Source organism: Cellulosimicrobium funkei (genome assembly GCF_001019615.1).
Classification (GTDB): Bacteria; Actinomycetota; Actinomycetes; order Actinomycetales; family Cellulomonadaceae; genus Cellulosimicrobium; species Cellulosimicrobium cellulans_E.
Genome location: NZ_JNBQ01000003.1, coordinates 230,731 through 256,203 on the forward strand (window position 1 = coordinate 230,731; position 25,473 = coordinate 256,203).

Below are 25,473 nucleotides of genomic sequence, written 5' to 3' on the forward strand. Positions count from 1 at the left end.
CGACGTCGACCCACGGAGGGTCGATCTCGGACGCTCGGGTCGATCTCGCGTCCGTCCCCGACGTCGATCGCCCCGCCCTCGGCCAGGTCATGGCCGGCTGCACCGTGCTCGTGACGGCCGACCGCCGCAAGAGCGAGCTCGCCGCCGCCCTCCAGCGCCGGGGTGCCGAGGTCCGCCACGCACCCGCGCTGAGCATGATCCCGCACGCCGACGACGAGCAGCTCCTCGCCGGGACGCGCGACCTCGTCGAGCACCCGCCGGACGTCGTCGTCGTGACGACCGGGATCGGCTTCCGGTCCTGGGTCGAGGCCGCGGACGCGCACGGCCTCGCCGACCGCCTGCTCGAGGTGCTCGCCGACGCGCGGATCGTCGCGCGCGGGCCCAAGGCGCGCGGCGCGATCCAGGCCGCCGGGCTCACGGCCGACTGGGTCGCCGAGTCGGAGACGTCGGCCGAGATCGCCGACGTGCTGCTCGGCGAGGGCGTCGCCGGGCTGCGCATCGCCGTCCAGCACCACGGGGCCGGTGCCGACGGCCTCGACGTCGTCTTCGCCGAGGCGGGCGCCGAGGTCGCGAGCCTCGTCGTCTACCGCTGGGGGCCGCCGCCCGACCCCGAGGCGCTGCGCGCGTCCGTCGAGGCCGCCGCCGTCGGGGAGATCGACGCCGTCGTGTTCACGTCCGCCCCCGGCGCCGAGGCGTGGCTGAGCGCCGCCGAGGAGCACGGCGTGGGCCGCCTCGTCGTGTCGCGCTTCCAGGACGGGTCGATGGTCGCCGCAGCCGTCGGGCCGATCACCGCGAAGCCGCTCGAGCACCGCGGCGTCACACCGCTCCAGCCCGAGCGCGGACGCCTCGGCGCGCTCGTGCGCACGCTCGTCGCGCACTACGAGCAGGCCGAGACCGTCGCGCTCGCGACCGTCGCCGGCGCGCTGCAGATCCGCTCGCGCGTCGCCGTGCTCGACGGCGAGGTGCTGCCCCTCTCGCCCAGCAGCCTCGAGGTGCTGCGCCTCCTCGCCGCGCGCCGCGGCGAGGTCGTCACGCGCGACGACGTGCTCGACGTCCTGCCCGGCGACTCGCGCGACCCGCACGCCGCCGAGGTCGCCGTCGCCCGCCTGCGCGAGGCGACCGGCCGGCGCGACCTCGTCAAGACCGTCGTCAAGCGCGGATACCGATTGGAGCTCGCATGAGCGCGGAGAGCTCGACCTTCTTCGGAGGCGCTGTCCCCTCGGGAGCGTCGTCCGACTCGTCCGAGGCGCGGCCGGGGGAGGCCGGTCGCGAGGCGTCGGCGAGTGCCGCGCCCGTGCTGGTCGGCTGCTCGCACGGCACGAACGACCTCACCGGCCGCGACGTGATCCGCGCGCTGCTCGACGACGTCCGCGCCGCGCGGCCCGACCTCGACGTGCGCGAGGCGTTCGTCGACGTGCAGCAGCCCGAGGTCGCGGACGTCGTGACGTCGGTCGTCGACCCGTCCGCGGCGACGGACGGCCCGGACGGCTCCGCGCCGGACGACACCTCCGTCGCGGACGGCGCGCAGCCGGGCGACGCGGTCGTCGTGCCGCTCCTGCTGTCCGGCGGGTTCCACGTGAGCGTCGACGTCGCGGCGGCGGTCGAGGACCGCGGCCCCGGCACCGGTCGTGCGGCCGCGTCGACCCCGCTCGGCCCCGACCCCCGCCTCGTGGACCTCCTCGCCGACCGGTTGGCCGACGTCGGCCTGCGTGCGGAGGATGCCGTCGTGGTCGCCGCCGCCGGGTCGAGCCGTCCGGGTGCCGCGCGCGACGTGGAGGAGCTCGCCGCGGGCCTGCGCGACCGCGTGCCCGGCCCGGTGACGGTCGGCTACGGCGCCATGGCCAAGCCCTCCGTGCCCGACGCCGTCGCCGCCGCCCGCGCCGACCTCGCCCCGGGCGGGCGCGTCGTCGTCGCGGCCTACCTGCTCGCGCCGGGCTTCTTCTACGACCGCGTCCTCGAGGCCGGCGGCGACGTCGTCACCGCCCCGCTCGCCCCCGACGCCCGTCTCACGGAGATCGTCCTCGACCGCTACGCCACCGCCGCGGCCACGCTCGACCGGCCGAGCTAGAACCCTGGTCGCGTGACCGGGGTGCTACCTCGTGAGGGTCGGGCGGGTGCGAGGGGCCAGGAGGGCGACGCCCGCGGCGAGCAGCACCGTGACGCCGAAGCAGACGACGTACGACGCGAGCCCGAGCGTCGGGTGCAGGGCCCACAGGAGGGATCCGGTGACGGCGAGCGCGGTGGCGGCGGCGACGGCGTCGGACACCTGGAGCGCGGACGAGTTGGCGCCCTGCTCGGCGACGGGTGAGAGCTCGAGCGTCAGCACCGACAGCGTCGGGTGGGTCATGCCCATGCCGAGCCCCGCGAGGGTCCACGCGACCATGCCGACGACGGGCGGGACGGCGGTCCACGCGAGCAGCGCCGCACCGCCGATGCCGAGCGCGACGAGCGTCCCGCCGAGGCGCACGTACCCGGCGTGCTGGAGCCCCCAGGTCGCGCGGCCGCGCAGCCACGAGCCCGTGGACCAGCCGACCGCGCCGAAGGTCAGCACGGCGCCCGCGAGCGACGGCGCGAGGCCGCGCTCGTGCGAGAGCAGGAGCGGGAGCAGCACCTCGGCGCCGGTGAACGCGGCGGCCACGAGGCCGCGGATCGCGATGACGCTCGGCAGGCCGCGCGCGGCGCGGGTCGTGCCCGGCGGCAGGAGGCGCGGGACGGCGAGCGCGACGGCCGTGAGCGCGGCGACGAGCAGGAGCACGAGCCCGACGCCGCGGAGCTGGCCCGCGTAGTTGAGCGCCCCGATCCCCACGGCGGCCACGACGGCCCAGGCGAGCGACGCCTGACGCGCGGTCCGGTCGAGGGGCGACTCGGCGTCGTCGGGCACGGGGGAGGCGGCGTCCTCGGGACCCGAGCCGCGGGCGGCGCGCATCCCCGGGCGCATGAGGATCAGCGCCGGGACGGCGAGCACCGGGACCGCGAGGAAGACCCACCGCCAGCCGACGTGCTCCACGACGAGCCCGGCGATGGCGGGGCCGACGATGGACGGGATCACCCAGGCCGCGGCGAACGCGGCGAAGACCTTCGGCCGCCGGTCGGTGGGGAACACGCGTGCGACGAGCACGTAGAGCGCGACGATGTACAGGCCCGTCCCGACGCCCTGGAGCACGCGGCCCGCGACGAGGACGAGCATGTCCTGCGCGAGGCCGGCCACCAGCAGGCCGGCGAGGAAGAGGCCGATGCCCGTCCACAGGGGCGTCGTCGGGCCCGCGCGGTCGCTCCAGCGACCGGACGCGACCATGCCGACGACGCTCGACGCGAGCGACGCGGCGAACGCGAGCGTGTACAGGGTGAGGCCGTCGAGCTCGACGGCGACGGTCGGCATGGCGGTGGCGACGGCGAGCGCCTCGAACGCGCCGAGGAACACGAACGCGACCATGCCGAACAGCACGGTGCGCTGCGTCCCGGGGGAGAGCGTGCCGGCGGCAGGGGCGTCGGGGGTGCCGTGCACCGGCGCGTCGGCGTCGGTGCGGGGGTCCGCCGTCATACGAGAACGACCTTTCCGGTGGTGGCGCGCGCTTCGAGCTCGCGGTGGGCGCGCGCTGCCTCCGCGAGGGGTACCTGGTGCGTGACGACGTGCCACGTCCCGTCCGCCGCGAGCGCGAGCGCGCGCTCCTGCAGGTCGAACAGGTCTCCCCAGGGTCGGGCCTGGGGTCCTACGGCCCACCGTACGTCGTCGGTCCCTGCTCGGGCCTCGGATTTCCCGGCGCCGTGGCCGACGTCACCGGCGCGGTTCGGCTCGCCCGACGACCACCCGAAGAGCACGAGGCGCCCGTCCGGGGCGACGAGCGCGGCGGCGTCCGTGCCCGCCTCCCCGCCGACGCCGTCGAGCAGGACGGTCGCCCCGGCCGGGGCGTGCTGCCCGACGGCGGCGCGCGCCGCGTCGAGCCAGCCGTCCACCCGGTAGTCGATCACCACGAGCCGGTCGGCGTGCGCCTCCCCGGCGAGCGAGCGCACGAGCGCGACCTTCTCCGGGCCGCCCGCGAGCGCGACGACCCGCGCCCCGGCCGCGAGCGCGCTCTGCACGAGGAGCGTGCCGAGCCCGCCGGCCGCGGCCGTGACGATCGCGGTGTCGGTCGCGTCGAGCTCGGCGAGGTCGAGGATGCCGACGGCCGTGCGGCCGGTCCCGATCATCGCGATCGCGTCCGGCGCGGTGACGTGGTCCGGGATGCGGTGCAGCGCCTCGACGGGGACGGCGGCGAGCCGCGCGTACCCGCCGCCGTCGGGCGTGGCGCCGAGGTGGGCGGCGACGCGGCGTCCGCGCCACGCGGCGTCGACCCCGGGCCCGACGGCGTCCACGACCCCGGCGACCTCGCGCCCGGGGACCGTGGGCAGGTCGGGCAGAGGAAGCGGGCCGCCCGTCGCCTCGCCCCGGCGCAGGGTCGTGTCGAGCAGGTGGACGCCGTGCGCGCGGACGGCGACGAGCACCTGACCGGGCCCGGGGACGGGGTCGGGGACCTGCTCGAGGACGAGGTTCTCGGGCGGTCCGAACGCGTGCAGACGGATGGCGTCCATCGGGTGCTCCTCGGGTCGGGTCGTCGCCGCCTCAGGCCGCGCCGGGGCGGCGGCACGCGCCCGGTCCGGGCGCGCCCTGCTAGTCTCGAACCTCAACAAATGTTGAGGTCAAGCAGCCCGCGGCGCGTCCTCGTCGCGGCCGTCCGGCGAGGAGCCCGCGTGCCCGACGACGCCCCGTCCCCGAACGACGAGCTCACCGTCGGCCAGCTCGCCGCGCGCAGCGGCGTCGCGGTGTCCGCGCTGCACTTCTACGAGCGCGAGGGGCTCATCACGAGCCGCCGGACCCCCGGCAACCAGCGGCGCTTCGCGCGCGAGACGCTGCGCCGGGTGGCGTTCGTGCGTGCGTCGCAGCGTGTCGGCATCCCGCTCGCGCGCATCCGTGCCGCGCTCGCCACGCTGCCCGGCGACCGCACGCCCACCGCCAAGGACTGGCACCGCCTGTCGGCCGGGTGGCACGCCGACCTCGACGCGCGCATCGAGCAGCTCACGCGCCTGCGTGACCACCTCACGGACTGCATCGGGTGCGGGTGCCTGTCGCTGCGCAAGTGCGTGCTCGTCAACCCGCACGACGCGCTCGCCGACGAGGGCCCCGGCCCGCGGACCCTGCTCGTGGACGGGATCGAGGACTGAGCGCCGGACGTCAGGCCGGCGCGAGCAACGAGCCGAAGCTCGTGCGGCGGCGCAGTGCGAACCCCAGCCGCTCGTACACACCGATCGCGCCGGTGTTCTCGGCCGCGGCGTGCAGGAACGCGCGGTCGCCCCGCTCCTGCACGTGGAACGCGACGTCGCGCACGAGGCGCGAGGCGAGGCCACGACCGCGGTGGTCGTGGTCGGTCGTCACGGCGCTGATCTCCGTCCAGCCCGCGGGGTGCAGGCGCTCGCCCGCCATAGCGACGAGCCGGCCGGCGTCGTCCCGGAACCCGACGTAGCGCCCGAGCAGGTAGGTGCGGGCCTCGAACGGCCCGGGGCGGCTGCGCTCGACGAGCGCGAGCATCTCCGGCACGTCGGCCGCGCCGAGCACGACCGCCTGCGGGTCGGGACGGGTGACGAGACGTTCGGTCTCGACGAGCTGGACCCCCTCCACGCGTGCCTCGAGCGTCCAGCCCTCCGGCGGCTCGACGCCCACGGGAGGCGCGGAGAACCGGCCGCCCGGCCCGACGAGCGCGGCGATCGCGTCCCACACGCCAGGGTCGTCCCACGAGCGCACGCCCGTGATGGGCGAGACGTCGGCCGGGTAGCGCCGCGCGAGGTCGTCGCCCTCGGCAAGGTGTGCGTGGGCGCCGGTGAGGGCGCTCCAGGACGGGTTGTCCAGGGGGGCGTCGTCGACGCCGGTGGCGTGGGCCTGCGTGCTCGTCGCGGTCATGCTGCTCCTCCTCGCCCGGTCGCCCGGGTGCCGTGCCGTCGTCACGGTCGTCCGGCCGTGCGCGTCCTCCGGGGCGAACGCTCGCGGGCGCGCGCCTCTTCCAGGTGTGCTCAGCCCTCCCACCGGTCCCGGTGGACGACCTCCGCGAGGGGCCGACGGCGCGGCTCGGACCAGCGCCCGCGCGCCGGGTAGCCGAGCGGGACCAGGCCCATCGTCAGCGCGTCGTCGGGCAGGCCGAGCAGCGCGGCGACGTCGCTCTCCCGGACCGTGTGGAAGGTCGTGAGCGTCGTCCCGAGCCCGTAGGCCCGGGCGGCGAGCACGAGGTTCTGCACCGCGCCGTAGATCGAGGCGCCGAGCCGGGGGTCCGTCGAGCCCGCCGCGTTCCGCAGCACCGGCACGACCCACACCGGCGCCTCCTCCAGGTGCAGGGCCAGGTGCTCGACGGCGCGGAAGCCCGCGTCGCTCACGCCCGCGTCGTCGGTCGCGGCCCCGAGGACGGCGTCGCGGCGGTCCCCGTACGCGGCGCGCCACCCCTCGCGGTACCACTCGGCGATCTGCGCCTTGGTCGCCGGGTCCCGCACGACGACCCACGCCCACTGCTGGCGGTTGCCCCCGCTGGGTCCGCGGACCGCGGCGTCGAGGATCGCGTCGAGCACGTCGTCCGGCACCGGCTCCGGCGAGAGGTAGCGGCGCGACGGCGTGGAGTGGAGCGCTCGAAGGATGGACAGATCCTCAGGTGTGGTCACGGTCGCCGAGGGTACGGGCTACCATCCGGCGCGTTCGCGGGTCCCGGCCGTCGTCTCGCAGGGTGGTCATCTCCCGCGGCGCGTCCTGATCCACAGGCCTCGGACGGGGGAGCAGATGGTCACGGAAGTGCCGGTCACGAACGTGCTGGTGGCAGTGCACGTCGACACGGGGAGGCACGACGACGCGGACAGCCTCCGCGCGCGCGTCGCCACGCTCGAAGGGGCGGGGGTGCACGCGCTGACCTTCGCGCCCGGGCCCGACGGCGGGCTCACCGCGGTCGAGGCCGCCGCCTTCGCGGCGGCGTGGACCGAGCGCGTCGGCCTCGTGGCCGTCGTCAACCCCGTGCACGCCGAGCCGTTCCACCTGTCCAACCAGCTCTCCAGCCTCGACCGCGTCTCCCGCGGCCGGGCCGGGTGGTGGCTCGACGTGGTCGACGACGTCGCGCACGCCCGTGCGCACGGCACCGAGCCCGTCGGGTCCGAGGACGCGACGGCGCTGGCGCAGGACGTGGCCGAGGTCGTCGAGGCGGCCCGGCTGCTGTGGGACTCGTGGGAGGACGGCGCCCTGGTCGCCGATCGCGCGACCGGCCGCTTCCTCGACGCCGAGCGGGTCCGCCACGTCGACTTCGTCGGGCAGCGGGTCTCGGTCAAGGGCCCGGCGCTGCTGCCACGGCCTCCGCAGGGCCAGGTCCCGGTCCTCGCCGAGGCGCGCTGGCTCCCTGCGGGGGCCCGCGACGTCACCGTGGTCGGCGAACCGGCGGCCGTCGACGTCGCCGCCGGACCCGTGCTCGTCGACGTCGCGGTCACCGGGGAGCCGGGTCGTGCCGTCGAGGTCGTCGGCCGCGTCGCCGGCGCGGACGCGTCCCTCGTCGGACCGGACGAGCGCACGCGCCCCTACCCGCTGGTCGTCCGCCTCGTGCCGGACCGGTCGGACGAGGCGTGGGCCGCCGTCGGGCAGGTCCTGGCGACGCTCCGTGCACGGGGACTGACCGCCCCGCCGCCCGACCCTGGCAGGACGCTGCGCGACCAGCTCGGGCTGGAGCGCCCGGCGGGTCGGACCGACCACGCCGCCACGACGATCGGAGCACGACCATGAGCGCACCGACGCCCCCCTCGGCCACCGGCACGTCCCGCCGCGAGCTGCACCTCGCGGCGTTCTTCCCGTTCGGCCCGCACTACGACTGGACGTCCGTGGCCGACCCGACGACCTACTACGACGCGGAGACGTACGCGGCGCTCGCGCGCTCGGCCGAGCGGGGGCTCTTCTCGGCCATGTTCCTCGGCGACAGCCAGCGGCTGCGCGAGCACCTCGGGCGCGTCAACGACACGGTCGTGACCGGGCGGCCGGACCAGCTCGTCCTCTTCGCGCACCTGGCCGCGCGGACGCGGCACCTCGGGTTCGTCGCGACGCTCAACACGACGTTCATGGCTCCGGCGGACCTCGCGGCCCGGGTCGCGACCGTCGACCGGCTCAGCGGGGGGCGCGCGGGCTGGAACGTCGTCACGACGAACGACGCCTGGACCGGGGCGAACTTCCGCCGCGGCGGATATCTGGCCCGTTCCGAGCGCTACCGTTCGGCCGAGGAGCACCTCGCGATCGTCCACGCGCTGTGGGACGCGGACCAGGGGGCCACGGTGCGTCGCACGGGGGCGCACCACGACGTCGTCGCGGCCGCGACCCTGCCGCCGTCGGTGCAGGGCGCGCCGGTGATCTTCCAGGCGGGCGAGTCCGACGAGGGGCGCGACTTCGCCGCCCGGCACGCCGAGGGCATCTTCTCGCGGTACCTCGAACCCGCACCGGCGGCCGCGTTCGCCGCCGACCTGCGCCGTCGGCTCGTCGCGCACGGCCGACCCGCCGACGACCTGCGGATCTTCCCCGCGGCGAGCGTCACGCTCGCGGACACCGAGGCGGAGGCGCGGGAGAAGGCCGAGTGGTTCCACCGCCGGACCTGGACCGACCGCATGGTCGTCGCGGTGATCGAGGCCGTGTGGGGGCGCGACCTCTCGTGGCTCGACCCCGACGGCCCGCTGCCCGACGTCGACCCCGTCTCGGCCGAGCAGACGCGCACCCACGGCGTCGTCAACAGCCGCGACAACCCGGTGGAGACCGCGGCCGCGTGGCGCCGGCTCAGCGCCGAGCAGGGACTGACCGTGCGCGGCCTCGTCGACTCGCTGCACGCCGCGGCGGCGTTCGTCGGGACGCCGTCGTCGGTCGCCGACCGTCTGGCGGCGGCCGTGCGGGCCGGGGAGCTCGACGGCCTCAACCTCACGCCGCAGTCGGTCCCGGACGGGTTCGACGACGTCGTGGACCGGCTGGTTCCCGAGCTGCAGGAGCGCGGCGTCTACCGCACCCGTTACCCCGGGACGACGCTGCGCGAGAACCTCGGCCTGCGTGCGCCCGTGCGCCACCGGCTCCGAGCCGCTGCGGGATGACGCGCGCCGGCTGTCGCTCGTTGACGCCGGCCGGCCGCGCCGGGTGACGCCGGCCGGCCGCGCCGGGTGACGCCGGCGCGGGCGGCTGCCCACCCCCTGCGAGGCCGGAGCGCTCACCAGTTCTTGGTGCCGCTCCCGCTGCCGTCGCCCGGGTCGGTGCCGGTCCCGGGCTGGTCGCCGTAGAGGTCGCGGTACTCCTGCTCCAGGCGCTCCTGCTCGTCGCGCGCCTCGGAGCCCTGCTGCTCGAGCTCCTCCTGGCGCTGCTGCTCCTCGAGCTCGGCCTGGCTCTGCTGGTCCTCGCCCTCGGAGCCCTCGCCGCCCGAGGCCTCGGACTGCTCGTCGCCCTCGGAGCCGTCGCCCTCCTGCGTGTCGCCGCCGCCCTGGTTCTCGGGCTGGGAGTCCTGGGCCTGCTGCTGCTTGTCCTGGAGGCGCCGCTGCGCGGCCTCGTCCTGCTCCTCCTGCTCGGGGGTCTGCTCGGACTCCCCGCAGTCGGGCCAGCCGCGGATCTGCTCGGCGGTCGCGTACTCCTGCTCGGCGTACTCGTACCAGTCCTGGACGTCCTGGCGCAGCTCCTCCGGATCGGGCTCCTCGCTCCCGTCGCCGTACGGGTCGAGGACCTCCTCGTCGTACGGCAGCCCCGCGTCGCGGGCGGCGATCGCCTCCTCGACGAGCGCGAGCTCCGCCGCCTTGCCGTCCGCGTACGCCATGTCGCCGTCGCCCTGGATCTCGTACGCGAGCGACAGGTTCGTCTGGATCATGCAGCGTTCCTCGGGGCTCTCGTCCTCCGCGAGGTCGTACGCGCGGTCGAGGGACGTGATCGCGTCGTACAGCGCCCACGAGTCCTCGGACCGGGCGAGCGCCGTGCCGTGGTTGTAGTGCGCCTTCCACGGCTCGACGATGTTGAAGGTCCGCTGGATGCCGTAGTAGTCCGCAGCGGTCGTCGCCTCCCCGCCGTCGTAGCGGTCCTTGCCCGTCGCCGCGATGGGGGCGAGGAGCGCCAGCTTGACCCCGAGGACGAGGAGCGCGAGCACCACGGGCAGCGTGCCGAGGAGCCACCAGGTGCGCCGCCGCAGGCGCGCGGCGCGCAGCGCGGCGACCCCCGTGGGGCGCGGCTTGCGCGTGCCGGTCGGCGGTGTCGGGGGCGGGGACCAGGTCATCGGCGCACCTCCACACGGTCCGCCGTGCGCACGGCCGACGGCCGGGACGTCGTCGGGCGCACGAGCGAGCGGCTGGCCGAGCGCGACCAGAACCACGCCTCGAGGCCGAGCAGCGCGACGAGCGCGAGCGCGAACGGCCAGACGACCGGGCGGTACGCCGTGACGTCACGCCGGCCGTCGGCCGCGACCTGCTGCGGGTCGACGCCCGCGACGAGCGACGCCGTCTCCGACGGCTCCTGCCGGTGCACGTACGGCACGCCGAGCTGGTCCGCGAGCGCGGTGAGCGACTCCTCGTCGAGCACCGAGAGCGCCTCGACCGGCTCGCCGTCCTGGCTCGGCTGCGACCAGTCGATGATGTACTCCGCGTCCTCGGGGTCCACGTCGGGGTCGTACTCCTTCATGCGCCCGCCCTCGGCCGTGCCGTAGCCGAGCACCGCGCCGCCGTCGACCACCGGGGCCAGCTCGGCGAAGGAGCGCGGCTCGCCCTCTGCCGTCTGCTCCCCGTCGGTGAGGAAGAAGACGAGGCGCACGTTCGCCGGGTGCTGCTCGGCGGACCCCTGGAGCGCGGACCGCAGCTCGTCGAGGGGCCGGTCCGTGAGCGATCCCTGCGAGTACCGCGTGATCTCGCGGTGGAACGTGTCGGCCCACGACGTGATCGCGCGCGCGTCCGTCGTCAGGGGGAGCTGGCGCGAGGCCTGCGAGTCGAACGAGATGATCGAGTAGCGGGCGCCCGGGATCGCCTCGGTGAGGCTCGCGATGTCGTGGCGCACACCGTCGAGCCGCTCTTGGCCGCCCTCGGGCCCGTAGTCCTCGGCCGCCATCGAGCCCGTGCGGTCGACGACGAAGAACATGTCGACGTTCGCGACCGACGTGTCGCGGTCCGTCGACGCGACCGACGGCGCGAGCCCGATGATCCCGAGCAGCACGACCGCACCGGCGCGGCGCAGCCAGGCCGCGCGCGGGGCGCCCGGGCGCGGGGCGCCGTCGGGCCCGGGGCGTCCGGCCACGACGGCCTGCCACACGGCGAGGCCGAGCAGCGGCAGGACGAGCAGCGCGAGCGCCCAGAGGGGCACGAGCGGCTGGAGCGTCAGTCCGGCGAGGTTCATCGGCCCGTCACTCCTTCACCCGCCACGCGACGACGAGCAGCAGCGCGACGCCGAGGACCGCGACGAGGAACCAGCCCGCGGGCCGGTCCGTGACGATCACCTCGGGCGACGCGTCGAGTTCGACGGCCTGCTGCGCGACGACGTCGTCGACCATGCCCTGCACCGCGGCCGGGTCGTCGGCGAGGAAGTAGAGCCCGCCGCCGTCCTCGACCGTGCTGCGGTACTCGCTCTCCTCGGGCGTGCCCTCGTAGCGCTGCGACCCGCCGAAGATCCCGTGCAGCGTGATGTCGCGCGACGCGACGAGGTCGGCCGCCTGGGGGAGCGTGTAGATCGGCTCGCCGGAGACGTAGTTGTCGGTCGCGAGGATGATCGAGCGCGAGCGCTCGGTGTCCTCCGCGTCGAACTGGAGCGCGCAGCTCGCGAGCCCGTCGCCGATGAGGCTCGCCCCGGAGAGGTTCGCCGTCGTCCCGGCGGTGAACTGCGCGTACTCGAGGATCTCCGCGTCGTCCGACCCGCCCGTGTAGTCGAACGTGGCCGGGTCCTTGTCGAGCGCGTCGATCCCCGCCTGGAGCTCCTCCCGCACGAGCGTGTAGTCGTCCGTGAGGGGAAAGACCGTGCGCGACGAGGAGTTGAAGATCGAGAGCGCGATCCGCTCGCCCTCGAAGTTGTCCACGAGCTCCTGGAACACCTTGAGCACCGCGCCGTCGTACTCGATCATCGAGCCCGACACGTCCAGGCACAGCACGATGTCGCGCGTGCCGAGCCGGTCGACGACGACGTCCGTCTCGACGGGCCGCGCCGCCACGGCCCCGGCGCCGACGACCGCGACGAGCAGACCCGCCGCCGTGAGCCCCTGGAGCACGCGGTAGCGCCGCACCCACGCGGCGAACGCCGGCACGCGCGCGAGGTAGTCGGAGTTCGCGACCCACAGCACATCGGCGTCGGCGTCGCGCGCCCGGCGGCGCCGGGCGAGCCACCAGGCGACCGCGCCCGCGGCGAGGACGGCGACGACGAGCGCGCCCCACAGCCACGGCCACAGGATCGACGAGCCCTGCGGCCCGGGGACGACGGCGGTGCTCGCCGCGAGCGCGTGCCTCACCATCCGCGCACCACCGATCGTGCACGGTCGATCGAGTCCTCGGCGTCGGTGTCCCGGGCCGCGGGGTCGTTGTCGTGGTCCGCGAACGACGGCCGGTAGTACCGCGCGATGACCTGGGTGACGCGTCCGGCCTCGCCGATCTGCTGGATCTCCGTGAGCGTCATGGACGACGCGTCCTGCCCCAGCCTGCCGGTCGCGAAGCCCCGCATCTCGGCCGAGAGCGCGAGGTGCAGCGCACGCTCGTCGAGCTCGCCCGCGCGGAACCGCTCCGCGACGGCGTCGAGCCGCCGCTCGTACTCGGCGCGCAGGGACGCGTACGGGTCGTAGGGGCCGGTGGGGAGCAGGGGCGCGGGCGGCGGCGCGGCCTTCTCGGCCGCGCTCGCGCGCGTCAGCCAGACGACCAGGAACACGACGGCGGCCGCCGCGAGGATCAGCACGATCCCCAGGACGGTCCACCACCCCGAGTAGCCCACGGGGTCGACGAGCTCATCGACGGGCACGCTTCTGCCTCCCCAGGAGCTCGACGAACCGCTGCACCACGTCGTCCGACCCCTCGACGAGCACGCCCTCGACCTGGAGGGTGCGCAGCCGCTCCGCGACCTCGGCCCGCCGCGCGGCGAGAGCCTGGGCCGCGGACTCGGCGAGCGCGGCCCGGCCACGCAGGAACGCGGGCAGGCGCAGCGTCCCGTCGACGTCCGCGACCTCGCCGGTGGCGTGCGGGCCCGCGCCCGCACCGACGGGGGACAGGTCCGCGACCTGGACGACCATGACCTCGTGGCGCACGCGCAGCGACCGCAGGAGCTGCTCGTGCTCGGACCCGGGTCGCGCCTCGTCGGTCACGACCACGACCAGCGAGCGGCGCCGGAACGCGGACCGGGCGCGGTCGAGCGGCCGCGTCAGGTCGCTCGGCGGCGCGTCGGGTCGCCACAGGTCCTCCACCGTGCGCAGCAGCACCTCCAGGTCCTGCGTGCTCGCGCGGGGCGGGAGCTGGACCAGCCGCCGGGCGTCGCCGGCGACGAGCGCGACCCGGTCGCCGCGGTCGCGCGCGAGGTACGCGACGAGCGCGCAGCAGAAGCTCGCGATCTCCGCCTTGGTCTCGCCGCTCGGGGCGGTCGCGCCCATCGTGCGCCCGGTGTCGACGACGAGCACGAGGTTGAGGTTCGACTCGCGCACGAACCGGCGGATGATCGGGAGGCCTGCGCGCGCCGACGACTTCCAGTCGATGTCGCCGACGTCCTCGCCCGGCGCGTACAGGTGCAGGTCGTCGAAGTCCTGGCCGTGCCCCTTGAAGACCGACCGGTGCCGTCCCTCGAGCAGCCCGGACGCCCGGCGCGCGACCGGGAGGTCGAGCCGGGCCCGGACCTGGGCGAGACGGGAGACGTCGGGCACGTGGTGCTCTCTCGAGAAGGTGAGGGGGTCGCTCAGGGCGTCGGGACGGCGTCGAACACCGCGTCCACGAGCTGCTCCGGCGGCACGTTGTTCGCGAGCGCGTCGAACGTGCGCACCAGGCGGTGGCGCAGCACCGAGTAGCGCACGGCCTTGATGTCGTCCGGGATGACGTACGCGCGGCCCGCGAGGATCGCGAGCGCCTGGCCCACGCGCATGAGCGCGATGCCGCCGCGCGGCGACGCGCCCACGCGCACGTGGCGGTCGAGGCCGGGGATCGGGCGCGGGCCGGAGAGGCGCGTCGTGTTGATGAGGTCGACGACGTACCGCTTGATCGAGTCGTCCACGTACACGTCGTCGACCAGGCCGCGCAGGAAGCGGACGTCGTCGAGCGAGATCGGCTGGGCGGTGAGGGGCTGCGTCATCTGCCCGGTCGCGATGCGCTGGAGGATCTCGAGCTCCTGCGGCGGCGTCGGGTAGGTGAGCACCTCCTTCATGAGGAAGCGGTCCATCTGGGCCTCGGGCAGCACGTACGTGCCCTCCTCCTCGATGGGGTTCTGCGTCGCGAGCACCATGAACGGGTCCGGGAGCGCGAAGTTCTCGCCGCCGATCGACGTCTGCTTCTCCTGCATCGCCTCGAGCATCGCCGACTGCGTCTTGGCCGACGAGCGGTTGATCTCGTCGAGCAGCACGACGTTCGCGTGCACCGGGCCGAGCTGGGTCGTGAACTCGCCGGTCGCGTAGTTGAAGATCTGCGTGCCGACGATGTCGTTCGGCATGAGGTCGGGCGTGCACTGGATGCGGTGGAACGACCCGTCGACCGCGGCCGCGAGCGTCTGTGCCGCCGTCGTCTTGGCGAGCCCCGGCACGGACTCGAGCAGGATGTGGCCGCCCGCGAGGAGCGAGCTGACGAGCGCCGTGCGCAGCGCGTCCTGGCCGACGACGCGCTGGTCGAAGACTTGGCCGACGCGCTTGAGCAGGTGGCTCGCGCGGTCGAGGTCCTGCGTCGAGATGCTGCCGTGCCCTGCGGCCATCGATCGTCCTCCGGGTCGTGCGTGGGTCGTGCGGGTGTGGTCCCGTGCGCGGCCGGAAGGGTGGACGGAGCGTCGCGAGCCCCCGGCGAACCCGGCCCAGTATGCCAGCGCGACCCCCGCCGGACCGGGCGTCGTCCACAGGTCCGGGTGGGGAGAGGTCCCCACCCGGCGGGCGAGCCTCGGCCGTCCCGGGCATGTCGGGAATGTCCTGCGGGCGCCGCGGGGTTGGGCTGTCATGAGCACCGACGCCGTCGGCACGACCGACGCCACCGCCGCCCCTGACGCCGCCGCCGGGCTGGGCGAGCCCGCCCTCCTCGCCCTCGTCGCCGCGCGCCACCAGGGTGTCCTCGCGACCGTCAAGAAGGACGGCCGACCCCAGCTGTCCAACGTGCTGTACGCGTGGGACGCGGAGGCGGGCGTCGCGCGCGTCTCCGTCACCGCGGACCGTGCCAAGACCCGGAACGCCGCGCGCGACCCGCGCGTCTCGCTCCAGGTGAGCGCCGAGGACTTCTGGAGCTACGCCGTCGTCGAGGGCGACGCCGAGCTGAGCGCGGTCGCCCTGGACCCGCACGACGCCGCCGCCGACGAGCTCGTCGAGACGTTCCGCGCCGCCTCCGGGAGCGAGCACCCCGACTGGGAGGAGTTCCGGCGCGCGATGGTCGCCGACCGCCGCCAGGTGCTGCGCGTGCGCGCGGCGCGCGTCTACGGGATGGCCCGGCTCCCGCAGCCGTGACGCGATGACCGGAGGGGGCCGCGCGCTCGATACCCTGGTGCGGTGACCACGACTGCCCTGCGCCGCGCGCCGTCGGACGCCCGACCCGCGAACCCGTGGTGGCTCGTCCTCGCCGGACCGTTCGCCGTCGTCGTCGCCGTCGTCGCGGTGCTCGCCGCCGGCGCGTTCTCGGCCGCGTTCACCGTCCCGGCCGGCTTCCCCGACCCGGGTGCGCTCGCGCGCCTCGGCACCCCGGTCGTCACGGTCCTCACCGAGCTCTCCGTCGCGCTGACGCTCGGCTCGCTCGTCCTCGCGGCGTGCGTGCTGCCCGCCGGGACGCCGGTCCGCAAGGCGCTCGGTGTCGCGGGCGCGTCGGCCGCGACGTGGGCCGTGCTGTCGGTCCTGCAGGTCGTGCTGCGCTACTCCTCGATCTCGAGCACGCCCATCACGGGCCCGACGTTCGGCGACCAGCTCGGCCTGTTCGTCTCGCAGGTCAGCCTCGGGCGCAACTACCTCGCGATCATCGTCGTCGCCGCGCTGACGTCCGCCGCCGCGCTCGCCGTGCGCAGCGCGACGGGCGCGATGTGGACGGCCGCGCTCGCGCTCGTCGCGATCGCGATGCAGGCCAACACGGGTCACGCCGCGGGCGCGGTGAGCCACGAGCTCGCCGTCTCCTCGATGTTCCTCCACCTGGCCGGTGCCGCGCTGTGGGTCGGCGGCCTGGGGACGCTCGCCGTCGTGCGCGTCCGCGGCGGGCTGGGACGCGCGGACTTCACGGCGTCCGTCGCGCGGTACTCCGCGATCGCGCTGTGGTGCTACGTGGCCGTCGCCGTCTCGGGGGTCGCGAACGCGAGCATCCGTGTCGACACGCTCGCGGGCCTCACCACCGACTACGGCATCCTCCTGCTCACCAAGCTCGCGCTGCTGCTCGTCCTGGGCGCCGTCGGGTTCGCGCACCGCGAGCTCGTCGTACGGCGGCTCTCCGGCCCGACGGCGGTCGCGCGGCCGGGCGCCGACCGTGCCTCGTCGAAGGGTTCCTCGAAGCCTGCGGCGAAGGTCTCGTCGAACGGCTCGTCGCGCCAGGCGGCGACGTCGTCGTCCACGGGCGCGAAGGGCGCCGCCGCGGAGGGCACGCGCTGGCTGTTCTGGCGCCTCGTCGCGGTCGAGCTCGCCATCATGGGCGCGGTGTCCGGCGTCGCCGTCGCGCTCGGGTCGACCGCGCCGCCGGTGCCGCAGGAGGAGCCGCTCGACACCTCCGCCGCGTACCAGGTGACCGGGCACGCGCTGCCGCCGGAGCCGACGCTCGCACGCTGGTTCACCGAGTGGCGCTGGGACCTGCTGCCCGCGTTCGCGTGCGTCGCGGCGCTCGTCGTCTACCTGCGCTGGGTGCGCCGCCTCGCGAAGCGCGGCGACTCCTGGTCGGTGGGACGCACGGTCTCGTGGTGCATCGGCATCCTCATCCTCTTCTGGGTGACCTCGGGCGGGCCGGCCATGTACGGCCACGTGCTGTTCAGCGCGCACATGGTGCAGCACATGATCCTCGCCATGGTCGTGCCGATCTTCCTGGTGCTCGCCGCGCCCGTGACGCTGCTCCTGCGTGCGGTGCCGCCGCGCAAGGACGGGTCGCGCGGCCCGCGCGAGTGGGTGCTCGCGATCGTGACGTCGCGCGTGGGCCAGTTCTTCGCCAACCCGATCGTCGCCGCGGTGAACTTCGCCGGCTCGATGATCGTCTTCTACTACACGCCCGCGTTCGAGTACGCCCTGACGACGTACGCCGGGCACCTCGCGATGCTCGCGCACTTCACGCTCGCGGGGTACCTGTTCGCCAACGCGCTCGTCGGGATCGACCCCGGCCCGCACCGCCCGCCCTACCCGCAGCGCCTGCTCCTGCTCTTCGCGACCATGGCGTTCCACGCCTTCTTCGGCGTCGCGCTGACGTCGGGCGAGGTGCTGCTCGTGCCGGAGTGGTTCGGCCTGCTCGGCCGCGAGTGGGGCCCGAGCGCCATCGCCGACCAGCAGCGCGGCGGCGGCGTGGCGTGGGGCATCGGCGAGCTCCCGACGCTCATCCTCGCCATCGTCGTCGCGGTCATGTGGACGCGCTCCGACGAGCGCGAGGCCAAGCGCAACGACCGCCAGGCCGACCGCGACGGCGACGCCGAGCTCCAGGAGTACAACGCCATGCTCGCCGAGATGTCGAAGCGGGACGACTGACCCCCTCCCCACCCCGCCGAACACGACATGAGGGTCGCTATGGAGCCCATAACGGCCCCCATGCCGTGTTCGGCGGCGGGTCGTGTCGTGTTCGACGGCGTACGCCCGGCGCGGCGGGAGCCGCTCAGCCTCCCGCCGCGGTCCAGACCGTCCACAGGACGTGAATCCCACGGTCCCGTCCACAGGCGTCGCCGGGATGGCGGCGATCGTCCCGCCCGACCTGCTCCGATCGGCGCATGCGCACCGTGGCCACCGTCCCGTCGGAGCTCCTCACCCTTGCCGGCACGCAGGAGGGCTTGCTCTCCGCGCAGCAGTGCGACGAGCACGGCGTCGGCTCGCACCGCCGCTCTCGTCTCGTGAGCCAAGGCCGCTGGCAGAAGGTCACCCACGCGGTCCTCGACACGATCGTCGCCCCGCCTCGTGATCGGGACGGACCACGCCGTCATGAGCACCTGCGGCGCCGCGCCGCATGGCTCGGGCTGCTCGCCTACGGCACGGACGCGATCGCGGTCGGGCCGTGTGCGCTGGTGCTCCTCGGGGTGGAGGGCGTACGCACGGACGTGAGGCCTGAGGTGGCGCTCCCCGGGGCGTGCGCCGGGCGGTCCCGTGACGGCATCCTGCTGCGGCAGTTCGACGACGGCATGACCGTCACGCAGATCGAGGGTAGGTGGGTCGCGACGACGGACTGGGCGCTCGCGCAGGCCGTGCCGGAGATGGGAAGGATGCGCGCCATCGCCGCGATGGACAGCGCACGACACCGCGGGCTCCTGAGCGCCGAGGGGCTCGCGCACGCGCACGACCTCGCGCGCGGTCGGCGCGGCGTCGCACGGACGCACCCCTGGTGGGGGCAGTCCGACGGCCGAGCCGAGTCTCCGCTCGAGACGTTCGCACGGCTCGACTGCACGGATTCCGGCATCGCGCCCGACGACCTTCAGGTAGAGGTGGTCGACGATGGTCGGTTCCTGGGGCGCGGCGACCTCGGCTGGCGGCTGCCCGGCGGTCGGTGGCTGATCGCCGAGCTGGACGGCGCCGACGTCCACAGCGAGCCGGCTGCTCTCCTGCGGGACCGGGCCCGCCAGAACGACCTCGTCGCGTGCGGGGCCGTGGACCTGCTGCGGTTCACCGGACGTGACGTCACGACCCCAGGGTCGCCGCGCCCGGGCCGTCTGGTCACCGACGTGCGTCGGCACCTGGCCCGAGCACGACACCACCCGCCGTCGAGCACGACATGAGGGCTGTTATGGGCCCGAAAACGACCCTCATGTCGTGCTCGGCGGGGCGGGGTGGGGGCGAGCGCGGGCGGCTGCCGTGATAGGACGTACGGGTGAGTAACGACGCCGCCACGCCCGGTACCTCCGACCAGCCCGAGAGCCCGTTCCACGATCTCGACCAGTACCTCGCGATCCCGCGCGTCGGAGGGCTCGCGCTCTCGCCCGACGGGGCGCGCCTGGTCACGACCGTGCAGACGCTCGACCCGCAGCGCACCGGGTACCGGACCGCGCTGTGGGAGGTCGACCCGGCGGGCGAGGTCCCCGCGCGTCGGCTCACGCGCAGCACCAAGGGCGAGTCGAGCGCGACTTTCACCGGGGCGGGCGACGTCCTGTTCACCTCGGCCCGGCCCGACCCGGACGGCGGGTCCGACGACGACCCGAAGGCCGCGCTGTGGCTGCTCCCGGCGACGGGCGGCGAGGCCCGCGTCGTCGCGACGGCGCCCGCGGGCGTGAGCGGCCCGCTCGCAGCGGCGGACGCGCCCGTCGTGTCGGTGGCGGCCTCGGTGCTCCCCAGCGCGCGCGACCTCGCGCACGACGCCGAGCTCCGGTCCGCGCGCAAGGACGCCAAGGTCGCGGCGATCCTGCACAGCGCGTACCCGGTGCGCCAGTGGGACCACGACCGGGGCCCGGACGAGGCCCACCGGTTCGTCGGCGACCTCACGACCCTCGTCGACGAGCCGGCGCACCCGCTCCCGGACCCGGCCGGGACGTCCGGCGCCGAGCCCGGCGGCACCGACGTGACCGACGACCACGGCCCGCACGACCCCCGTCTCCTCGACCTGCGCGACGTGACCCGCGGCGTCGAGCAGGGGACCGCGCCGGGCCGCGCGCTGCACGAGCACTCCGCCGACCTGTCCGGCGACGGTACGACGCTCGTCACCACGTGGCAGGTGGCCGGGCCCGGGCCGCAGGTGCGCAACACGCTCGTCGCGATCGACACGGCGACGGGCGCGCGGCGCACGCTCGTCGACGAGCCGAGCGCGGAGGCGCACTCACCCCGCATCTCGCCCGACGGCGCCTGGGTCGCGTTCGTGCGGGAGACCATCTCGACGCCGCACCAGGCGCCGGAGGAGAGCCTCGCCGTCGTTCCGCTGCACGCGCCGGACGGGCCGGCGGGGGCCGTGGAGGGCCACGACGACTCCGCGACGACGCGCGCGGAGAACCACGCGACCCCGCGCACCCTCGTGCCGCACTGGGACCGCTGGCCGACGTCGCTGCGCTGGCTCCCCGACGGCTCGGGGCTGCTCGTCACGGCCGACGACGACGGCCGCGGGCCGGTCTTCCTCGTCGCCTTCTCCCCGGACGGCACGACGGAGAACGGCACGGCCGAGCGCGTGACGAGCGACGACGCCGTCTTCACCGACGTGCAGGTCGCGCCCGACGGACGCACGGCCTACGCGCTGCGCACGAGCTACCTCGAGCCGTCGCACCCGGTCCGCATCGACCTGGGGGCGTTCCTCGGGTCCGGCGCTGCGGGCGGCCGCACGCCGGTGCCCGCCACGCCGCTGCGCGGCCCGGTCGCGACGCCCGACCTCCCGGGCACGCTCGTCGACGTCGAGACCGCCGCGTCGGACGACGTGCGCGTGCGCGGCTGGCTCGCTCTCCCGCACGGCGCGTCCGCGGACGACCCCGCGCCGTTGCTGCTGTGGATCCACGGCGGCCCGCTCGGCTCGTGGAACGCGTGGAGCTGGCGCTGGAACCCGTGGCTGATGGTCGCGCGCGGGTACGCGGTCCTGCTGCCGGACCCGGCGCTGTCGACGGGGTATGGCCAGGACTTCGTGCAGCGCGGCTGGGGTTCGTGGGGCAAGGCCCCGTACACCGACCTGCTCGCGATCACCGACGCGGTGGAGGCACGACCCGAGGTCGACGCGACCCGCACGGCCGCGATGGGCGGGTCGTTCGGCGGGTACATGGCGAACTGGGTCGCGGGCCACACCGACCGCTTCCGCGCGGTCGTCACGCACGCGAGCCTGTGGGCGCTCGACCAGTTCGGCCCGACGACGGACCACGCGTACTACTGGGCGCGCGAGATGACGCCGGAGATGGCGTTCGAGAACAGCCCGCACCGGTTCGTGGGCGACATCGTCACCCCGATGCTCGTGATCCACGGCGACAAGGACTACCGCGTCCCCATCGGCGAGGGCCTGCGGCTCTGGTACGAGCTGCTCGAGTCGTCGGGCCTGCCCGCCGGGGCCGACAGCGAGACGGTGCACCGGTTCCTGTTCTACCCGGACGAGAACCACTGGATCCTCCAGCCGCAGCACGCGAAGGTCTGGTACCAGGTGGTGCTCGCGTTCCTCGCGGAGCACGTGCTCGGCGCCACGCCGGGCGAGGGCGACGCGGCGCTGCCGACGACGCTCGGCTGAGCACGGGGCTCCCCGCTCGACGCCGGGGGAGGCCGGGCTCCGTCACGGGAGGGCACGCAGGCGCGCCGCGCGGAGCGTGAGGTAGTCGCGCTCCGCGGGGCTCGGCGTCGCCGCCGCGGCGGCCACGTACTGCCCGACGGCGGCCCGCGTCTCTCCCGCCCGCTCCAGCAGGTGCGCACGCACGGCGGGCAGCCGGTGGCCCGTCGCCAGGGCGTCGTCGAGGCCGGCGAGGAGGGCGAGGCCCGCGCGGGGGCCGTCGACCATGGCGACCGCGACCGCGCGGTTGAGCGTGACGTGCGGGCTCGGGTCGAGGCGCTCGAGCACCGAGTAGAGCGCGAGGACCCGCTCCCAGTCCGTCGCGTCCGTGCTCGGCGCCTGCGCGTGCAGCGCCGCGACCGCCGCCTGCACCTGGTACGACCCGACGAGCCCGTGGGGGAGCGTCGCGGTGACGATCCGGACGCCCTCGACGATCTGGGCGTGGTCCCAGCGGGACCGGTCCTGCTCGGCGAGCGGCACGAGCTCGCCGCGCGGGCCGGTCCGGGCGCCGCGCCGGGCGTCCGTGAGGAGCATGAGCGCGAGCAGGCCGCCGACCTCCGGGTCGTCCGGCAGCAGGGCGTGCACCGTCCGGGCCAGCCGGATCGCCTCGCCGGACAGGTCCGCGCGCCGCAGGTGCGGCCCCGAGGTCGCCGTGTGGCCCTCGGTGAACACGACGTAGAGGACGCGCAGGACCGCGGCGAGCCGCGCGTCCCACTCGCCCGGCCCCGGGGTCGCGAACGGGCGGTCGAGCGCGGCGAGGCGCCGCTTCGCGCGCGTGATGCGCTGGGTCATGGTCACCTCGGGGACGCCGAACGCACGGGCGATCTCCGCCGTCGTGAGCCCGCCGACGGCCCGCAGCGTCAGCGCGACGGCGCTCGCGGGCGGCAGGTCGGGGTGGCAGCAGAGGAAGAAGAGGGTGAGCGAGTCGTCGACGTCACCCGGTCCCGCGCCCGTGTCGCCCTCTCCCGGCACGTCGTCGGGCGCGACCGTCGCCCGCGGGGCCCCGGCCGCGCCCGTGAGCCCGGCCGGGGCGAGCCGCGCCGACGCCGGGTCGCGCCGCGCCGTCGTCTCCTCCCGGCGGCGGCGGGCGACGTCGGCCCGGACCGTGTCCGCGAGCCGGCGCTCGGCGACCCGCACGAGCCAGGCGCGCGGGTCGTCGGGAAGCCCGTCCGCCGGCCAGCGGGTCGCGGCCGCGAGCAGCGCCTCCTGGAGCGCGTCCTCGGCGTCGGCCAGGTCGCCGCAGCGCCTGACGAGGAGGCCGAGGACGCGCGGCCGGAGGTCCCGCAGCAGGTCCTCGACCGGCTCGGGGGACGAGGTGCTCACGTGGCCGTCACTGCTCGGACGCGGGTGCGCTCATGACCTGGCGGACCTCGATGTACTCGCCGATCGGGGCGCCTCCCGGACCGGGCGCGGCCGACGCCTGCGCCGCGATCTCGACCGCGCGGTCCTGGCTGTCGACGTCGACGATCCAGTAGCCCGCGAGGAACTCCTTCGACTCGGGGAACGGGCCGTCGGTGACGACGGGCGCCGTGCGGCCGTCGGACACGACGACGACCGCCTGGTCCGGCCCGGCCAGGCCCTGGGCGTCGACGAGCTCGCCCGACGCCGCGAGCTGCTCGCCGAGCGCCCGCTGGAACGCGATGTGCGCCTCGACGTCCTCCGGTGCCCACTCGTGGATCGGGAGGTCGCAGTGCGCCGCCTGGGTGTAGGTCTTCACCAGCATGTACCGCATGGTCGGTTCCTTCCGTCGGTCGGCGCCCCGTCGGCGCCGTCACGGGGAGGTCGGAGCCGACGGCTCGCTCCCGACACGTCTCGGCCGTGGATTCGTGTGAACTGGATCACAGTACAGTCGGCCCGGGGGTCAGGGGTGGGCGCGGAGCTGGGCCAGGCCGCGGCGCGCGTGGCTCTTCACCGTGCCGAGCGGGAGGCCGGTCTCGGCCGCGACCTGGGCGTGCGTGCGTCCCTGCGCGTACACGAGCCGCACCACTCGGCGTCGTTCGGGGGCCAGGTGGCGCAGCGCGTCCTCGAGGTCGACCCGGGAGGCGACGTCGTCGGCCGGGTCGGGGACGGTCGTCGCGAGCCGTGGTCGAGACGCTGCCTCGCGTCGCCGGGCGTCGCGCGCCCGCGCCCGGAGGAGGTCGGTGGCCACGTGGCGCGCGATGCCCAGCAGCCAGACGGGCAGGTCGCCGCGCGTGGGGTCGAACCGGTCGCGCGAGCGCCACGCGGCGAGGAAGACGAGCTGCGTCGCGTCGTCGGTGTCGGCCGGGTCGCCCAGGCGCCGCGCGACGACGGCCCGGACGAGCGGGGCCCATCGGGAGTACGCGGCGGGAAGGTCGAGCACGGCGCCGTGGTCACCCGTGCCCTCGGCGCCGCCGGGCGCGCGCTCGTCCCGCCTCGCGCCCTGCTCGGCGCGGGGGACACGTGCCACGGTCCCGACCATCGCGTCACCGGTCCTCGTCGTCCTCCTCCCAGTGTCGGACGCCGCGGCGCGGGACGCGAGGTCGTGCGCGCTGCGGGGGCTGGGGACGGCGACGGTGGGCGAGCGGCCGTGGTCAGGCGGGCCTCAGCGGTGCACCGGGCGGCGCTGGTGGACGTGCCGGTCGTGCACGGCCTTGCCGAGCTCGTAGATCGAGCCGACGAGGATCGCGGCGATGATGAGCGCACCGAAGATCAGGAACCACTGCGACATGCCGTTCCCGATCCCCGTGACGCCGATCGTCCCGCCGGATCCGGCAGCGAGCGACGCGAACATGGCGACCTCCTCCCGAGGGGGCGGACGTGCCCTCTCGTCCGGGGTTCGCCCGCAGGCCGGCGCACGGATGCGGCCCGGGGTCCCGGGCCCGGAGGGCTCGCGTCAGGCGACGGTCGACGGGAGCGGGGCGAACGCCGCGCGCCAGCGGCGCACGAGGCGCCGGTCGGCCGCACCCCGGGCCGCCGCCCATGCGCAGTGCTGGGTCGTCTCGCGGTGCTCCAGCAGGGCGTCGCGGTCGTGCTCGAGGGCCCAGAGGAGGGCGGTGCGCACCTCGGTGCGCGAGGGGGCGGAGGGCAGGGTGTCGTGCATGGTCCGTCTCGTCGTCGGTCGGTCTTCGGGCGGCCTGGTGACCGCTTCCACCCGACAAGACGGCACAAGTCGCCGTCTGTGACGCGAGTTCGGTGACTTTCTTCCGGAGAACGTGTGATGCCGGTCGCACGGGCCGGTCCCGTACGACCGGCTCACGCCGGCCGCCGTGCTGCCCGGGGCGTCGGTCAGGAGACCGCGTCGACGAGCGCGGCCGCGAGGTCACGGGGGCGCGAGAGCATCGGCCAGTGCCCGGTGGGGAGGTCGACGTACGTGAGGTCCGTGAGCTCGCCCAGCTCGGTGTGCAGGGGAGGGCCGGGGTGCGCGAGCTCGGCGAGCACGGCCGACGGGATCGACGAGCAGATGACGGTCGCCGGGACGTCCAGCCGAGCCGGGTTCGCCAGGTGCACCGTGCCGCGTGCGACGGGGCCGGGCGTCGGCACGGCGCGCTCGCGGAACCGCGCGAGCGCCGCGTCGTCCAGGCCGTCGAGGCTCGACCCGTCCTCGGCCAGCGTCTCCCAGTCGGGCAGCGGGACCTCGGCGGCGTCGGCCGGGAGGTCGGACGAGAGCGCGGCGCCGTCGACGAGGGGGCCGGTGTCGACGTAGACGATCCGCTCGATCCGGGCCGGGTCACGGTCGGCGACCTGCTGCACGACCGGTCCGCCGCCGCTGTGGCCGACGAGCGCGACCCGACCGTCGAGCCCGTCGACGAGCCGCGCGACCGCGTCCACGTGGTCCTCGCGCGTGACCCCGGCGCGGTCCCGCGCGGTCGCACCGGCGTCCAGGCCGGGGAGGGTCACGGCGTGCGGGACGAGGCCGGCGGCCTCGAGGTGGGGGACGACGTCGTCCCACGCCCAGGCGCCCAGCCAGAAGCCGGGGACGAGGACGACGTGGAGGGGCTGCTCGGTCGTGTCGTGGTTGCTCAT

At 75.6% G+C, this 25,473-nt stretch carries 25 protein-coding genes; 9 read left to right on the plus strand and 16 right to left on the minus strand.

Going from position 1 to position 25,473, the window contains the following annotated elements; genetic code table 11:
- Positions 1-89: 89 nt before the first annotated feature.
- Positions 90-1,181 carry a uroporphyrinogen-III synthase gene (locus FB00_RS05470; protein ID WP_047232004.1) on the plus strand — a complete coding sequence of 364 codons (1,092 nt, stop codon included), beginning with the start codon at positions 90-92 and terminating at the stop codon, positions 1,179-1,181.
- Positions 1,178-2,068, plus strand: coding sequence for a sirohydrochlorin chelatase (locus FB00_RS05475; protein ID WP_082141025.1), 891 nt, complete (start codon positions 1,178-1,180; stop codon positions 2,066-2,068). The genes FB00_RS05470 and FB00_RS05475 overlap by 4 nt, the downstream gene beginning before the upstream one ends.
- Before the next feature lie 24 nt (positions 2,069-2,092).
- Here the strand turns inward: FB00_RS05475 and FB00_RS05480 are convergent, their stop codons facing one another.
- Together FB00_RS05480 and FB00_RS05485 are read right to left on the minus strand one after the other, a co-directional pair.
- Entirely contained in the window at positions 2,093-3,541 is a 1,449-nt protein-coding gene (locus tag FB00_RS05480) for an MFS transporter (RefSeq protein WP_047231844.1), read from the minus strand.
- Positions 3,538-4,569: an alcohol dehydrogenase catalytic domain-containing protein gene (locus FB00_RS05485; protein WP_047231845.1), complete on the minus strand. Its 1,032-nt coding sequence runs from the start codon at positions 4,567-4,569 to the stop codon at positions 3,538-3,540. The genes FB00_RS05480 and FB00_RS05485 overlap by 4 nt, the downstream gene beginning before the upstream one ends.
- A 159-nt stretch (positions 4,570-4,728) precedes the next feature.
- Between FB00_RS05485 and soxR the strand changes: the two genes are divergently transcribed.
- Positions 4,729-5,199 (plus strand): redox-sensitive transcriptional activator SoxR, encoded by a 471-nt coding sequence (soxR, locus tag FB00_RS05490; RefSeq protein WP_047231846.1) that lies wholly within the window; start codon positions 4,729-4,731, stop codon positions 5,197-5,199.
- 10 nt (positions 5,200-5,209) lie between these two features.
- Here the strand turns inward: soxR and FB00_RS05495 are convergent, their stop codons facing one another.
- On the minus strand, positions 5,210-5,932 hold the full coding sequence (locus FB00_RS05495; protein ID WP_047231847.1) for a GNAT family N-acetyltransferase: 723 nt from the start codon (positions 5,930-5,932) through the stop codon (positions 5,210-5,212).
- A 110-nt stretch (positions 5,933-6,042) separates the two neighbouring features.
- On the minus strand, positions 6,043-6,678 hold the full coding sequence (locus tag FB00_RS05500; RefSeq protein ID WP_047231848.1) for a nitroreductase family protein: 636 nt from the start codon (positions 6,676-6,678) through the stop codon (positions 6,043-6,045).
- A 148-nt stretch (positions 6,679-6,826) separates the two neighbouring features.
- On the opposite strand from FB00_RS05500, the gene FB00_RS05505 reads away from it, so the two are divergent.
- Both FB00_RS05505 and FB00_RS05510 read left to right on the plus strand, forming a co-directional pair.
- Complete coding sequence (locus tag FB00_RS05505) at positions 6,827-7,774, plus strand: LLM class flavin-dependent oxidoreductase (RefSeq protein ID WP_197088753.1); 948 nt, start codon at positions 6,827-6,829, stop codon at positions 7,772-7,774.
- Positions 7,771-9,111 carry an NtaA/DmoA family FMN-dependent monooxygenase gene (locus FB00_RS05510; RefSeq protein ID WP_047231850.1) on the plus strand — a complete coding sequence of 447 codons (1,341 nt, stop codon included), beginning with the start codon at positions 7,771-7,773 and terminating at the stop codon, positions 9,109-9,111. The genes FB00_RS05505 and FB00_RS05510 overlap by 4 nt, the downstream gene beginning before the upstream one ends.
- 113 nt (positions 9,112-9,224) lie before the next feature.
- On the opposite strand, the gene FB00_RS05515 is transcribed toward FB00_RS05510, so the two are convergent.
- From FB00_RS05515 to FB00_RS05540, 6 genes are read right to left on the minus strand one after another with little or no spacing between them, the layout of a single operon-like run.
- Positions 9,225-10,268 (minus strand): hypothetical protein, encoded by a 1,044-nt coding sequence (locus tag FB00_RS05515; protein WP_156186309.1) that lies wholly within the window; start codon positions 10,266-10,268, stop codon positions 9,225-9,227.
- Entirely contained in the window at positions 10,265-11,374 is a 1,110-nt protein-coding gene (locus FB00_RS05520) for a vWA domain-containing protein (protein ID WP_052877465.1), read from the minus strand. Before FB00_RS05520 ends, FB00_RS05515 begins: the two co-directional genes overlap by 4 nt.
- A 7-nt stretch (positions 11,375-11,381) precedes the next feature.
- Positions 11,382-12,476, minus strand: a complete 1,095-nt coding sequence (locus FB00_RS05525; protein WP_047231852.1) for a vWA domain-containing protein — start codon at positions 12,474-12,476, stop codon at positions 11,382-11,384.
- Positions 12,470-12,973, minus strand: a complete 504-nt coding sequence (locus tag FB00_RS05530) for a hypothetical protein (protein WP_047231853.1) — start codon at positions 12,971-12,973, stop codon at positions 12,470-12,472. Before FB00_RS05530 ends, FB00_RS05525 begins: the two co-directional genes overlap by 7 nt.
- On the minus strand, positions 12,960-13,862 hold the full coding sequence (locus tag FB00_RS05535) for a DUF58 domain-containing protein (RefSeq protein ID WP_052877466.1): 903 nt from the start codon (positions 13,860-13,862) through the stop codon (positions 12,960-12,962). Before FB00_RS05535 ends, FB00_RS05530 begins: the two co-directional genes overlap by 14 nt.
- Before the next feature lie 32 nt (positions 13,863-13,894).
- Positions 13,895-14,893: an AAA family ATPase gene (locus FB00_RS05540; protein WP_047231854.1), complete on the minus strand. Its 999-nt coding sequence runs from the start codon at positions 14,891-14,893 to the stop codon at positions 13,895-13,897.
- A 235-nt stretch (positions 14,894-15,128) separates the two neighbouring features.
- On the opposite strand from FB00_RS05540, the gene FB00_RS05545 reads away from it, so the two are divergent.
- The 4 genes from FB00_RS05545 to FB00_RS05560 all read left to right on the plus strand — a co-directional run bounded on the left by FB00_RS05545 (position 15,129) and on the right by FB00_RS05560 (position 21,453).
- Complete coding sequence (locus FB00_RS05545) at positions 15,129-15,626, plus strand: PPOX class F420-dependent oxidoreductase (RefSeq protein ID WP_082141028.1); 498 nt, start codon at positions 15,129-15,131, stop codon at positions 15,624-15,626.
- A 42-nt stretch (positions 15,627-15,668) separates the two neighbouring features.
- On the plus strand, positions 15,669-17,816 hold the full coding sequence (locus FB00_RS05550) for a cytochrome c oxidase assembly protein (RefSeq protein ID WP_047231855.1): 2,148 nt from the start codon (positions 15,669-15,671) through the stop codon (positions 17,814-17,816).
- Positions 17,817-18,052: 236 nt separating this feature from the next.
- Complete coding sequence (locus FB00_RS20970; protein ID WP_052877467.1) at positions 18,053-19,048, plus strand: hypothetical protein; 996 nt, start codon at positions 18,053-18,055, stop codon at positions 19,046-19,048.
- A 92-nt stretch (positions 19,049-19,140) separates the two neighbouring features.
- Complete coding sequence (locus tag FB00_RS05560) at positions 19,141-21,453, plus strand: prolyl oligopeptidase family serine peptidase (RefSeq protein ID WP_047231856.1); 2,313 nt, start codon at positions 19,141-19,143, stop codon at positions 21,451-21,453.
- Between the two features lie 42 nt (positions 21,454-21,495).
- On the opposite strand, the gene FB00_RS05565 is transcribed toward FB00_RS05560, so the two are convergent.
- The 6 genes from FB00_RS05565 to FB00_RS05590 all read right to left on the minus strand — a co-directional run bounded on the left by FB00_RS05565 (position 21,496) and on the right by FB00_RS05590 (position 25,473).
- Entirely contained in the window at positions 21,496-22,812 is a 1,317-nt protein-coding gene (locus FB00_RS05565; protein WP_047231857.1) for an RNA polymerase sigma factor, read from the minus strand.
- Positions 22,813-22,819: 7 nt separating this feature from the next.
- Positions 22,820-23,212, minus strand: a complete 393-nt coding sequence (locus FB00_RS05570; RefSeq protein ID WP_231581728.1) for a YciI family protein — start codon at positions 23,210-23,212, stop codon at positions 22,820-22,822.
- A 138-nt stretch (positions 23,213-23,350) separates the two neighbouring features.
- The gene (locus tag FB00_RS05575) at positions 23,351-23,917 is read right to left on the minus strand and encodes an RNA polymerase sigma factor (RefSeq protein WP_197088754.1); all 567 of its coding nucleotides are present in this window, start codon (positions 23,915-23,917) and stop codon (positions 23,351-23,353) included.
- Positions 23,918-24,052: 135 nt separating this feature from the next.
- Complete coding sequence (locus FB00_RS05580; protein ID WP_047231860.1) at positions 24,053-24,241, minus strand: hypothetical protein; 189 nt, start codon at positions 24,239-24,241, stop codon at positions 24,053-24,055.
- A 102-nt stretch (positions 24,242-24,343) separates the two neighbouring features.
- Complete coding sequence (locus FB00_RS05585) at positions 24,344-24,550, minus strand: hypothetical protein (RefSeq protein ID WP_047231861.1); 207 nt, start codon at positions 24,548-24,550, stop codon at positions 24,344-24,346.
- 185 nt (positions 24,551-24,735) lie between these two features.
- The gene (locus FB00_RS05590) at positions 24,736-25,473 is read right to left on the minus strand and encodes an alpha/beta fold hydrolase (protein ID WP_047231862.1); all 738 of its coding nucleotides are present in this window, start codon (positions 25,471-25,473) and stop codon (positions 24,736-24,738) included.